9 protein-coding genes are annotated in these 12,099 nt (G+C 67.2%); 1 reads left to right on the top strand and 8 read right to left on the bottom strand.

The features are described 5' to 3' along the window. Positions 1 to 24: 24 nt before the first annotated feature. Both FRZ61_RS09600 and FRZ61_RS09595 read right to left on the bottom strand, forming a co-directional pair. Positions 25 to 978 (bottom strand): hypothetical protein, encoded by a 954-nt coding sequence (locus FRZ61_RS09600; RefSeq protein WP_151116970.1) that lies wholly within the window; start codon positions 976 to 978, stop codon positions 25 to 27. A gap of 18 nt (positions 979 to 996) precedes the next feature. Further along, positions 997 to 1,938 (bottom strand): hypothetical protein, encoded by a 942-nt coding sequence (locus FRZ61_RS09595; protein WP_151116968.1) that lies wholly within the window; start codon positions 1,936 to 1,938, stop codon positions 997 to 999. Between the two features lie 410 nt (positions 1,939 to 2,348). On the opposite strand from FRZ61_RS09595, the gene FRZ61_RS09590 reads away from it, so the two are divergent. Beyond that, positions 2,349 to 3,881 carry a DUF6065 family protein gene (locus FRZ61_RS09590; protein WP_151116967.1) on the top strand — a complete coding sequence of 511 codons (1,533 nt, stop codon included), beginning with the start codon at positions 2,349 to 2,351 and terminating at the stop codon, positions 3,879 to 3,881. Here the strand turns inward: FRZ61_RS09590 and FRZ61_RS09585 are convergent. The 6 genes from FRZ61_RS09585 to FRZ61_RS09560 all read right to left on the bottom strand — a co-directional run bounded on the left by FRZ61_RS09585 (position 3,820) and on the right by FRZ61_RS09560 (position 12,091). Next, complete coding sequence (locus tag FRZ61_RS09585; protein WP_151116965.1) at positions 3,820 to 6,279, bottom strand: tetratricopeptide repeat protein; 2,460 nt, start codon at positions 6,277 to 6,279, stop codon at positions 3,820 to 3,822. The genes FRZ61_RS09590 and FRZ61_RS09585 overlap by 62 nt on opposite strands. Continuing rightward, positions 6,276 to 8,732 (bottom strand): tetratricopeptide repeat protein, encoded by a 2,457-nt coding sequence (locus FRZ61_RS09580; RefSeq protein WP_151116963.1) that lies wholly within the window; start codon positions 8,730 to 8,732, stop codon positions 6,276 to 6,278. The genes FRZ61_RS09585 and FRZ61_RS09580 overlap by 4 nt, the downstream gene beginning before the upstream one ends. Before the next feature lie 166 nt (positions 8,733 to 8,898). Next, complete coding sequence (locus tag FRZ61_RS09575; RefSeq protein ID WP_151116961.1) at positions 8,899 to 9,846, bottom strand: ABC transporter ATP-binding protein; 948 nt, start codon at positions 9,844 to 9,846, stop codon at positions 8,899 to 8,901. A 10-nt stretch (positions 9,847 to 9,856) separates the two neighbouring features. Next, entirely contained in the window at positions 9,857 to 10,486 is a 630-nt protein-coding gene (locus FRZ61_RS09570; RefSeq protein ID WP_191909370.1) for an ABC transporter permease, read from the bottom strand. Beyond that, positions 10,483 to 11,118 (bottom strand): ABC transporter permease, encoded by a 636-nt coding sequence (locus FRZ61_RS09565; RefSeq protein WP_225309194.1) that lies wholly within the window; start codon positions 11,116 to 11,118, stop codon positions 10,483 to 10,485. The genes FRZ61_RS09570 and FRZ61_RS09565 overlap by 4 nt, the downstream gene beginning before the upstream one ends. Positions 11,119 to 11,179: 61 nt before the next feature. Then, the gene (locus tag FRZ61_RS09560) at positions 11,180 to 12,091 is read right to left on the bottom strand and encodes an ABC transporter substrate-binding protein (protein WP_191909369.1); all 912 of its coding nucleotides are present in this window, start codon (positions 12,089 to 12,091) and stop codon (positions 11,180 to 11,182) included. Positions 12,092 to 12,099 lie beyond the last annotated feature (8 nt).

Below are 12,099 nucleotides of genomic sequence, written 5' to 3'. Positions count from 1 at the left end.
TCTGTCTCCTTTCCGCTTATCGGCTCATGGGACCAAACCGACACCGCCGCCCGCGTCGATGAACGAGAGCGAGAAGGTGTTGGCCTGGTTGGCCATGTTGCCCGCCGACTGATTGACGCCACCGATTCCGGTGTTGCCGTTCAGGGAGCCGGTCGCCGAAGCCAGCTTGTTCACCCCGGCCTCGAAGACGCCGGCGGATCCGCTGCCGGTTTCGTCGCTGCCGGCGTTGTCGGTGTTCACCTGGCCCAGGGCCGCCTCGGACAGGGCCACGCCAGCCAGATCGAGGGCAACCGCCAGGGCCTCGGAATTGGCCTGGTTGTTCATGTTGCCGGCGTTCTGGTTGACGTTGACGACGCCGATGTTCCCGTTGATCGAGCCGTCGATCGACGCGGACTCGTTGTAGGGGCTGGTGAAGAAGTCGGTCTCCGGATTCGGATGCTCGATCTCCACGACATGGTTGTCGTAGTTGGACTGATCCGATTCCGACTGCGAGTTGGTCAGCACCGGCCGCGCGTTCTGGTTACCGGTGTTCGCCGGGGTCGAGACCGCCAGGGCGACCTGGTTGCCCTGATTGCTCATGTTCCCGACGTCCTGGTTGACGTTCACGATGCCGGTGTTGGTGTTGATCGAGTTGGTGATCGACGCCACCTTGCGCAGCCCGAAGTTGTTGAGCTGCTGTTCCGGCGGCGGTTCGTCGGAGTCCGGAGCGTTCTTCAGCTGGATGACGGTGTGCGTGACCGTGTTGTCGTTGTTGGTCTGATTCACGATCGCGTCAGCTTCCGCCGCCGAGTGATAGGTGACGTTCGTGGTGACGTCGATCAGCACCGTCTTCGAGATCGTGATGAACTCGCTGACGGTGATGTCCTTCGTCTTGTTGACGGTCACATGGACGTCGACGTCCGCCGAGGCCGGCATGCTGTAGGAAAGCAGCACCAGGGCGAGCGCCGAGCCGGCAGTCGCGAGAAGAGCTTTTTTCATGACTGGTTCTCCTTCCTCTTACGGTGCGCCCGGAGGGCTGCCGCTGCCGACCACCACCACCGCCGCGGAGACGTTGTTGGCCTGGTTCGACATGTTGCCCGCCGACTGGTTCACACCGATCACGCCGGTGTTGAAGCTGATCGAATTCTCGATCGTCGTATTCTTGTTGATCCCCACCAGGGTGGTGTCGTCGCTGGTCGGAACGTTGTCGGACTCTTGCGCGTAGTTGCCGGTGGTCACCTGACCCAGATCGGCTTCCGACAGCGCCACGCCGCCCTGCTGGCTGTCGCCCAGCAAGCTGACCGCCAGCACGAACTGGTTCGCCTGGTTGTTCATGTTGCCGACCGACTGGTTGACCTGAACCACGCCCGTGTTGCTGTTGATCGACCCGGAAATGATCGCGTCGCGGAACAGCAGGTTGATCGTGTCGACGATGTTCGGATCCCCCAACACAGCCGCGGCCTGGATGTCGGTCGTCGACTCATCCGGCGAGAAGGACCCGTTCTTCTGGTCGACGTCCGCCGACGAGTTGGCGAAACCGCTGCGGCCCGGCGCCGGAACCTGCGGCGGCGGCGGCGGTGCTCCCGGCGGGCGATCCAGATCCCAGGCAACGGAAACGGCGTTGCCCTGGTTGTTCATGTTGCCCGCGGACTGGTTGTTGTTGACGAGGCCGGTGTTGCCGTCGATCGAATCGATGATGGCATCGATCTTCTCGGCGCAGTTGCCGCAGGCCTCGTTGTCGTAGTTCGTCTGGTTGACGATACCGGTCGCTTCGGCGGCTTTGCCGGGCGTGATGTCAACCACGGCGGTGAGGTTCACGGTCTTGGAGATCGTGATCCACTCGGTGACGGTGATATCCTTGGTCTTGTTGATGTTCGCTAGGATATTCACGTCCGCCGAGGCCGCATTGGCGATCAACAGCGCGCAGCCAGCCACTCCCATGTATAGGATTTTCTTCATTGTGGCTCCCCGTTCTCGGTTGTGGACACAAGTCGGTAGCGGCAACTCTGCCCGTGCCTCCGGGGGCCAGCCTTAAACAATGTTAGAAAGTGGTAAATTCATCCGCCTGCTGCTTAACCGCCACATATCGCGGCAGAACAGCCCATGGCTGGTGAGGCGGCCGCAACCCACCGCAGCGGATTGTGGAGTTTTGGTCAGCTTTCGATCCCTGGGGCGACAGCAGCCGGTCTCTTCGCAACTGCATCATGACCCCGGAACGCGGTGGGGCGATCATGGCGGACGGACCCGCCCCGGCACCGCCGTTCGGCGGATGCATCCGCAGCGGTCGACGGCCTGATTCGTTTCCTCTTTTTCGGCCGTCGGATTTGTCGCTAAATGCGGACCGCGGGCTTCCCTCGTGCGAGCAGGGCTTGGCAGGCAAGATGAAGCTGTCCTACTTCGCGACCGACCCTCTCAGCGGCGTGCCGCAACCGGCATCGCCGACGCGGCCCTGGATGGACGAGACCGCGCAGGCCTTCGCCTATCGCTGCCTGCCGCTCAACATCGCCAACGCTCATGGCTGGGAGCTGCTGTCGCCCGCCGCCTTCAGCGCCTGCTGGAACGGCGGCGCCGAGCCCGGCGCCATCGATATCCGAAGCGACGCGGAACCGCTGCTGCAGCCGACCAGCCTCTTCGGTCATGGCGTGCTGACCTTCCATCTCCACGGCATCTTCCGCACGGAGCCGGGCTGGAACCTGTTCGTCACCGGCCCCGTCAACCGGCCCAAGGACGGGATCGCGGCCTTGAGCGGCGTGATCGAGACCGACTGGGCGCCCTACACCTTCACCATGAACTGGAAGTTCACGCGGGCCCGGCACTGGGTCTCCTTCGAGGCGGGCGAGCCGTTCTGCTTCCTGTTCCCGGTCCAGCGCGGCGTCCTCGACGGCGTGGCTGCGGAAGTGCGGGACATCGCCGACGACCCGTCGCTCAAGGCCGACTATGAGCGCTGGTCGCGGGAGCGTACCTCGTTCGGCGACCGGCTCAACGTGACCGGCTCGCCCGAGCAGAAGGAACGCTGGCAGAAGCGCTATTACCGCGGCATGAACATGCAGGACCGGCCCGGCGCGCCCGATCATCAGATCAAGCTCCGCCTGCCCGAATTCGCCGACCGGCGCTCGCCGGCGATGAGATCCACGCCCGGCGCAGGTCCCCTCGGGCTGCCTCCCTTCTTCCGCAAGATCGCGCCGCTCTCCCGCCTCGCCCACGCCGAGCTCGGCCTGCAGGAGGGCGACTACGGGTTCGCCGCCTCGACCCCGCTGGTTCCGCTCGGAATCAGCGAGCTGGCGCCTGCCGCCCGCCATTACCCCATCGTCTTCGCCGCCATGAATCCGCCGCGCCCCCTCTGCGTTCTGGGCGCCATGGCCGACAGCAACCTCCATGTCGACGCCTCGGGCCACTGGCGCGCCGGCGCCTATATCCCGGCGGCGGCGCGGCGCTATCCCTTCATCACCATCGTCAGCAAGGACAATGCCGACACGCTCATCCTCGGCATCGACGAGACCGCCACCCAGCTTTCGCCGTCGGCCCCGAGCAAACTCTTCGATCGCGGCGAGATGACGGCGCTCTGCCGCGAACGGCTGGAATTCTGCTCGCGGGTCAGCGCCGCCTTGAGGCAGGCGGACGATTTCGGAACGACCCTGTCCCAGAGCGGCCTGCTGATGCCCCTGCGCAACGCCGCGCCGGCGCGCATCGCCACGCGCAGCTGCATGGAGGGCCTGCGCACGATCGATCCCGCCCGCCTCGCCTCATTACTGGACGCCACGCGCGAAGCCTGGCGAGCCAATGGCTGGCTCGCCGCGATCGAGGCGCAGATCGCCTCGAGCCGCCATTGGAACGGCCTGCTCAATCTCGACGATGCGATGTCGGCGCGGATGGCCGGCGAAACAGCGTCTCCGGCGGGTTAGACGCACACCAGCGGCGCCAGAGACGGCGATAGACGCTCTCCAGGCCGCGGACGAAACGCGGGCCGTCGCAGAGAGGCGAAGCGGCGATGCGCGGCCGGAGCTCGCGGCGCAGCGCCGCCAGGCGGCCAAGGTCCCCGGCCAGGCCGCAGGCGATCTCCAGATACTCGTCGGCGTCGCGGGCCACGAGCGCCGGCAAGCCGACGGTCGTCAGGTGCGAGCTGCTGTGGCGTCCTGCGAAGCGGTCGCCCCGCTTCGTCACCACCGGCACCCCCATCCACAGGCTTTCGAGCGTCGTCAAGCCGCCCGAATAGGGAAAGGGGTCGAGCGCGATATCGATCTGGTTATAGGTCGCCAGGAGCCCCGGATGCCGCGAGCGGCCGAGCAGGCTCACGCGTGCCGGATCGACGCCCTGCCCGGCGAACCGATCCGCCAGACGCTCCCGAAGCCGCGGCTCGTCGAGCTGGAGCGTCTTCAGCACGAGCCGCGCTTCCGGCAGGCGCTGCAGCAGCCGGGCCCAGAGCGCCACGACCGGGCCGTTGATCTTCGCCAGGTTGTTGAAGCAGCCGAAGGTGAGATGGCCGGCCTCGAGGGCCGGCAAGGGACCGACCTCCGGCGCGTAGGCTGGCGGCCCGTAGCAGACATAGCCCTGCGGCAGCCGCAGCGTCTCCTCGACATTCTCGCCTTCGGCGCCCGGGGGCGTCTCCTCGGCGTCGGAGATCAAGCCGTCGATCGCGGACATGCCTGTGGTTCCCGCATAGCCCGCCCAGGTGACCTGGACCGGCGCCGGCTTCAGGGCGAAGGCCAGCAGGCGGTTGCGCGGCGTATGGCCGGAGAGATCGACCAGGATGTCGATCCCGTCGGCCGCGACACGCTCCGCGAACGAGGCCTCGTCCAGATCCCCGATCCGGCACCAATGATCGCAGCCGGCGCGCAGCGCGTCGGTGATCTCGTCGCTGCCGAGCCGGTCGGAATAGGCGAAGAGCTCGACCTGGCCGCGATCATGGGCGGGAAACACCGGCATCATGAAATAGCCGACCGGATGGCGCCCGAAATCGCCGGACACATAGCCCAGCCGCAGCCGGCGTTCCGGATCCGGTGCGTTGCGATGCGGGCGGCGCAGCGCGGCCAGGGGGGCCGCGAACCGCCGGTCGAATTCCCGATGCGCCTCGAGCAGCTGTCCCGGTGGGATCGTCGGGTCGTACTGCATGATCATGAGCAGATTGTGGTAGGCGGTCCTGAAATCCGGCTTGAGCGCCAGGGCGCGATGCAGGCAGGCCAGCGCCTCCTCCAGGCGGCCATCGTCCTTGAGGACGTTCGCGAGATTGTTGAGCGCTTCCGCATTGCCGGGATTCAAGGCCAGGCTTTGGCGATAGACCTCTTCGGCCTCCTGGAGCCGGCCCAGCTCGCGGGCGGCATTGCCCAGGTTGCTCCAGGCCACGTCGAAGCGCGGGTCGATCTCCACCGCGCGCCGGTACGACGTATAAGCCTCGTCGAACCGGCGCAGATCCTGCAGCGCGTTGCCGAGATTGCTGTGGGCGGGGGCGAAATCCGGACGAAGCGCCAGGCTCTGCTGATAGCAGGCCCTGGCGCCCTCGAGATCGCCCCGCTCCTTGAGCGCATTACCGAGATTGTTGTGCAGCTCGGGCCGCGTGGCATCGATGGCGATGGCGCGCTCGAAGGCAGCCGCCGCTTCCTCATGCCGGCCGGAAGAAAGCAGGAGAGTCCCCAGCGTATTGAGGGGCTCGACGAAATCGGGCTTGAGCGCGATCGCGCGGCGGGCGCAATCTTCAGCCTCGCGGCGCTCTCCCTGCCCTTTCAAGGCTCCCGCCAGATCCGACAGCAGCGCGGCGGAGTCGGGCTGGAGCTCCAGCGCTCGCCGCAAGCAGCGGGTTGCGTCCGCCAAGCGCCCCGCCGCCAGCAGCAACCGACCGAGCGTGGCATGTCCGACCGGCCAGCCCGGATTCCGGTCCAGGATCCGCTCGAGCTCCTTGATCGCTTCGGTCGAGCGGCCCAGCGCATGCAGCGTGCTGGCGAGGTTGTGCCCGGCCTCGGGGAAATCGGGGCGCAGCGCCAGCGCCCGGCGGTACTGTATCGCGGCCGCACCAAACGCTTTCAGCTGAAACCAGGCATTGCCGAGACCGACATGGGCTTCCGGATTGCCGGATCGGCGCTCGATCCCCTTCTCGAAGAAGCGGACCGCGGTGTCGTACCGCCCCGTCCGCAGCAGGACGTCGCCCATCAGGCACAGCGCCTCGGGGTGGTCCGGATCGAGAACCAGCAGCGCCCGAAGCCGGTCCTCCGCCTGCGTCAGAAAACCCCCACGCATCTGATGCGCGGCCTGCGCCAGCAAGGCAGCCGTGTCGGACGAGAAGATCGGCTCGGTCGTCGCAGCGCTCATGATTGCCCCCGTGACGCCTGTCTCCCGCACCAGTCGCGCCACATCCGCCGGTAGGCCGCCTCGAGATCGCGCGCGAAGCCCGCGCCATCGCAGACGGGCGACGCCGCCATCCGAGGCCTCAGCCCGTGCCGCAAGGCGTCCAGGCGCGGCAGGTCCAGGGCCAACCGGCGGGCGATCTCGACATAGCCGTCGGCGTCGGGTGCCACCAGATCCTCCAGGCCGACCGCCGTCAGGTGCGAGGCGCTGTGCCGGGCCGCGAAACGATCGCCCTGCTTGGTGACGACCGGCACGCCCATCCACAGGCTCTCCAGCGTCGTCAAGCCGCCCGAATAGGGAAAGGGATCGAGCGCGATGTCGATGCGGTTATATTCCTGCAGCAGGCCGCGATGCGGCGACTTGCCGAACAAGCGGATCCGGTCCGGATCGAGCCCCTGTGTGGCGAAGAGATCGGCGACATGGGCCTTCAGCCTCGTGTCGTCGAGCTGGTGGGTCTTGAGCACCAGCACCGCCCCCGGCAGGCCGTTGAGGAGCCGGGCCCAGAGGGCCGCGACCGACGGGTTGAGCTTCGAGAGATTGTTGAAGCAGCCGAAGGTCACATGTCCGGCATCGAGCGCGGGCAATGCTCCCACATCCGGCGCGTAGGTCGGCGGCGCGTAGCAGACATAGCAGCTCGGCAGCCGGACCACCGTCTCGACGCTCTCGCCCTCGCAGCCGGGCGGCACCTCGCGCTCGTCGGCGATGAGATAATCCATGGCCGTCATTCCCGTGGTGCCGACATAGCCCGCCCAGGTTGCCTGAACCGGCGCCGGCTTGCGCGCGAAGGCCAACAGGCGATTGTCGGCGGTGTGGCCGGAGAGATCGACCAGGATGTCGATGCCGTCGGCCGCGATCCGCTCCACGAGCTCGGTATCGCTCCACTCGAAGATGCGCCGCCACTGGTCGCAGGCATCGCGCAATCGATGGGTGATCTCGTCCTCGCCCAGCCGGTCGGAATAGGCGAAGAGCTCGACCTGCGAGCGGTCATGGGCCGGCAGCAGCCGCGAGAGAAAATGCCCGACCGGATGACGCGCGAAGTCGCCGGAGACATAGCCGACCCGAAGACGGCGCCCGGGATCGGGCTCGCTGCGATGACGAAGCACGGTGGGGAGCAGCGGTGCGGCGAACTGCCGGTCGAACGCCCGATGCGCCTCCAGCAGCTCGGCCGGCGTCGTTTCCGGATCGTACTGCAGCGTCATCAGGAGATTGTGATGCGCCGTGACGAAATCGGGCCGCAAGGCGAGCGCCCGGCGCAGCAGGCTCGCGGCCTCGTGGAGCTGACCGCCATCCTTGAGCACGGTCGCGAGATTGTTGAGGGCCTCGGTGCTGTCCGGCTTGAGCGCCAGCGCCTGCCGGTAGGCCTCCTCGGCCTCCTGCAGCCGCCCGAGCTCGCGCACGGTGTTGCCGAGATTGCTGTAGGCCTCGGCGAATTGCGGCTCGATCGCGAGCGCACGGCGATAGGCGGTCCGCGCCGCCTCCATCTTGCCCATGATCTGCAGCACGCTGCCCAGATTGTTGTGGGCGGCGGCGAAGTTGGGCCTGAGCTCGATCGCGCGCCGGTAGCATTGCTCGGCCCGGTCGACCTGGCCGCGATCCTTCAGCGCATTGCCCAGGTTGTTGTGAAGCTCGGGCAGGTTGGGATCCACCCGCAAGGCCCGCTCGTAATAGGCGATCGCCTCCTTGCGCCGGCCCTGCGCCGTCAGCAGGTTCGCCAGGTTGTTGTAGGGCACCACATAGGCGGGCTTGAGCGTGATGGCGCGGCGATAGCAGGCCTCGGCCTCCGCCGGCTTTCCCATCTCCGCGAGCACGAGCCCCAGATTGTTGAGCGCCTCGATCAGGTCGGGCTTCAGCTCCAGCGCGCGCCGGAAGGCGGCGGCGGCATTCTCCGTCTGGCCGGCGGCCTGGAAGGCGTGACCCAGATTGCAATGGACGATCGCCCAGCCCGGGCTGAGCTCGCGCGTGCGCTCGAACTGGACGATGGCCTCGGCGATCCTGCCTTGCGCCCGCAGGGTGCTGGCCAAGTTGTGCGAGGCCTCGACGAAACCGGGACGCAGCGCCAGAGCGTGCCGAAACGCCGCCGCGGCCGCCTCGTAGCGCCCCAGCTGATAGAGCGCATTGCCATGGCCCAGATGGGCATCGGCGAACTTCGGATTGAGCTGCAGCGCTCGCTCGAAATGCGGCAGCGCCGCTTCGGCGCGGCTGGTACGCTGCAGCACGTCGCCCAGAAGCTGAAACGCCTTGGCGCTGCCGGGATAGGCCTTCACGAGATCGAGGCAGGCGGCCTCGGCCTGCTTCATCCGCCCGCCCAACAGATGGCCGGAGGCGACGGTGAAGGCTTCCGGCAGCTTATCGGCAGCCGCTCTCCCCGCCGCCGGGGCAGCGCCGACGGGCTCGGCCGAAGGGCTGTGCTCGACCATGACGAGGCCACTGGGCGTGAATCATGACTGTCGCAATGTCCGCCCGGTGGAGAAGCATGCCGCCCGAGCGACCTTGAGCGTCGCGCCGGAACAGCGGCGGCGTCAATCGTGTGAGCGTGGATTTCTTCTTTACATTTGTTAGTACGCGAGGCCGACGCGAACCGACCTAGCGGCGCGCTGCCGAGCTGACGATGTCGGCCGCCGTCACGCTGCCGACGATGCCGCCATCGCCGCCGAACACCGCGGCACGGGACTGCCCCGCCGCCAGCATCGCAAGCAACGCCTCTTCGAGCGAGCCCTGCTCCGAGATGCGCGCCGCCTCGCCGCTGCCGACCGGCTGCATCACCTTGGTCACGGGCGTCGTTCGCAGCAGCTTGAGCAGGCGATCGCGCCCCAGCAGGTCGGCGACGAAATCGTCGGCCGGCTTCGCCAGGACCTCGGCGGGCGTGCCCAGCTGAATCAGCTTGCCCGCGCGCAAGACCGCGATGCGGTCGGCGAGCCGCACGGCCTCGTCCATGTCGTGCGTGACGATGACGATGGTCTTGCGCAGCTTCCTCTGGATCTGGATCAGCTCGTCCTGGAGCCGGTCGCGGGTAATCGGATCGAGCGCGCCGAACGGCTCGTCCATCAGCAGCACCGGCGGATCGGCCGCCAGCGCGCGCGCCACGCCGACGCGCTGCTGCTGCCCGCCGCTCAGCGCCCGGGGCCGGCGGCCGCGATAATCCTTCGGCGCCAGCCCCACGAGATCCAGCAGCTCGTCGGTCCGAGCCGCGATCTTCGCCTTGGGCCATCCCAGGAGCTGCGGCACCACGCCGATATTTTCGGCGACCGTCATATGCGGGAACAACCCGACATACTGGATGACATAGCCCAGCGAGCGACGCAGCTCGAGCAGACCCATCGACGTAATCGAGCGCCCGCCCACCGAAATCTCGCCACTGGTCGGTTCGACGAGCCGGTTGATCATCTTCAGGCTCGTCGTCTTGCCGCAACCCGACGGTCCCACCAGGGCCATGGTGCTGCCGGCCTCGACCCGGAAGGAGAGATCGTCGACGGCAAGGCCGCCATGGTCGAACCGCTTGCTGACATGTCGGAACTCGATCGCTTGAGCCATGGCGCTATCCTCAGCGGAGACGGTTGGCGGCGGCGCGTTCGACGCCGATCAGAAGGTAATTGATGGCGACGGCGAGGAGCGCCGTCAGGGCTGATCCCAGGATCAGGGGCGTCGGGTCCATGCGCGCGATGCCCTGGACGATCAGCGTGCCCAGGCTTTCGACGCCGATATAGGCGGTAAGCGTCAGGACGGAGACCAGCATCACCGCGGCCACGCGGATGCCGGCGATGATCACCGGCAGGGCCGACGGCAGCTCGATGCGGAACAGGACCTGGCGCGGCGTCAGGCCGATACCGGTGGCGGCCTCGACGGTGCGGGCATCGACGCCGGCCAGGCCGCTCGCCGTGTTGCGCAGGATGGGGAGCACGCCCTTGACGAAGAGCGGAATCAAGGCGCCCTCGAACCCGATCCCCAGCAGCGGGATCGACACGGCCAGCAGCACCACCTCGGGGCAGGCCTGCAGCAGATTGACGAGCGGCACCACGATCGAGGCGATCCAGCGAACGCGGGCGATGGCGATGCCGAGCCCGACGCCGATGATCGTGGCGCCCAGGATCGAGAGCCCGAACAGCAGCAGATGCTGCCAGGCCAGCCGCAACACTAGGTCTCCCTGGAAATGGAGATAATCCGACAGGCTCATGCGACGCCCTGCCATGACGCGAGGCGCCGCTCCAGGGCCTTGAGCCCGATATCGGCAAGGGCCGCGAGCGCCAGCACCGGAACGCTGCCGGCCAGCACGAGCGCCCAGGACAGGGTCGAGATGCCGCGGAAGATCAGGTCGCCCAACCCGCCGGCGCCGATCAGGGACGCGAGCGTCATCATGCCGACCGCATTGACCACGGCCACCCGCACGCCGGCCGAGACGACCGGGAGCGCCAACGGCAGCTCCACCCGCCATAGCCGGCCGCCGGAGCTCATGCCGACGCCCTTCGCCGCCTCGCGGATCTCAGGTGCCACCGCGGTCAGGCCGGTATAGGTGTTCTGCACGATCGGCAGCAGGGAATAGAGCACCACGGCGGTGATCGCCGGGACGATGCCGATCCCGATCAGGGGAATCATCAGGCCGAACAAGGCCAGGGTCGGCACCGTGTAGATGATGGAGACGGCATTGAGCAGCACCGTCGCGACCGGGCGCACGAGATAGCAGAGCACGCCGAGGGGCACGCCGATGGCCAGGGCCAGCGCCACGGCATAGAGCGACAGCTCGAGATGGTGCAGCGCCAGCTCGAGGACTCTGGGCCAGTTGCTGGCCAGGTAGGCGAAGACGTTCATGAATCCGAGAAAAGCCGCGCCGGGCAGCCGCCTGACGGCCGCCCGGCGCGGGTCAGGGAGCTCAGATAACCTTTAGCTGCTTCAGATACTCCTCCGCCACCGTTTCCGGCGGGACACCGTCGATGTCCGCACGGCCGTTCAGCTTGATTTGGACGGGGGTTTCCAGCGTGCCGGTGACGGCCTCGACCGCCTCGGCCAGCCCGGCATGGGCCTTGATCACCTCGTCGCGGACGGTGATGGCGGCGTTGTAGGACGGGAAGAACAGCTTGTCGTCGGCCAGCACCCGCAAGCCCACCTTGCCGATACGGGCGTCGGTGGCGAAGGCCACGATGACATCGACATCGCCGCTGTCGACGGCCGTGTACATCAGGCCGACATCCATCGGCTTCACCGTGCCGAACTCGAAGCCGTAATGCTTGGCCATGCCCGGATAGCCGTCGATCGGCCGGCCGGCGAACTCGACCGAGCAGCCGAGCTTCCATTTCGGCGCCTGGGGCGCCAACCCTGTGATGGTGGTGATGCCGAGCTCCTGCGCCTTGGCTTCCTTGAGCGCGAGGGCGTAGGTGTTGTTGAAGGGCGTCGGCTTCAGCCAGGTGATCTTGTATTGCGAGGCATAGCCGTCGCGAACCGCTTCCCAGGCCTTCTGCGGATCGGTGATCACGTCCTTCTTGAGAACGTTCGCCAGCGCATCGCCGGTATAGTCCGGATAGATGTCGATCGCCCCGTCGATGATCGCCTGATGCGCGATGCCGGTGCCGCCCAGATTGCCGACCCGCTCGACCGGGATCCCCAGCTTCTTCTCGAGGATCAGGGCCGTGATGTTGCCCAGGATCGACTGCTCCGTATCCGTGGTCCAGCCGACCTTGACCTTGTCGGCCGCCCGCACCCGCGGGCCCAGCACCGTCAATGCCGCCGCCGCTCCCACGCCGCCCAGCACGCTGCGGCGTGATATCGATTTCCATGAATGTCCCATCGCTAACC

The organism is Hypericibacter adhaerens (genome assembly GCF_008728835.1).
In the GTDB taxonomy this organism is placed as follows: domain Bacteria; phylum Pseudomonadota; class Alphaproteobacteria; order Dongiales; family Dongiaceae; genus Hypericibacter; species Hypericibacter adhaerens.
Note: the sequence above shows the minus strand (reverse complement) of the source record. Positions and strands in the feature narration are given on the sequence as shown.

Coding starts and splice junctions, on each gene's coding strand:
- FRZ61_RS09575 (WP_151116961.1), bottom strand. CDS start 9,846: ATGGCTCAAGCGATCGAGTTCCGACATGTCAGCAAGCGGTTCGACCAT.
- FRZ61_RS09570 (WP_191909370.1), bottom strand. CDS start 10,486: ATGAGCCTGTCGGATTATCTCCATTTCCAGGGAGACCTAGTGTTGCGG.
- FRZ61_RS09595 (WP_151116968.1), bottom strand. CDS start 1,938: ATGAAGAAAATCCTATACATGGGAGTGGCTGGCTGCGCGCTGTTGATC.
- FRZ61_RS09585 (WP_151116965.1), bottom strand. CDS start 6,279: ATGAGCGCTGCGACGACCGAGCCGATCTTCTCGTCCGACACGGCTGCC.
- FRZ61_RS09560 (WP_191909369.1), bottom strand. CDS start 12,091: ATGGGACATTCATGGAAATCGATATCACGCCGCAGCGTGCTGGGCGGC.
- FRZ61_RS09565 (WP_225309194.1), bottom strand. CDS start 11,118: ATGAACGTCTTCGCCTACCTGGCCAGCAACTGGCCCAGAGTCCTCGAG.
- FRZ61_RS09600 (WP_151116970.1), bottom strand. CDS start 978: ATGAAAAAAGCTCTTCTCGCGACTGCCGGCTCGGCGCTCGCCCTGGTG.
- FRZ61_RS09580 (WP_151116963.1), bottom strand. CDS start 8,732: ATGGTCGAGCACAGCCCTTCGGCCGAGCCCGTCGGCGCTGCCCCGGCG.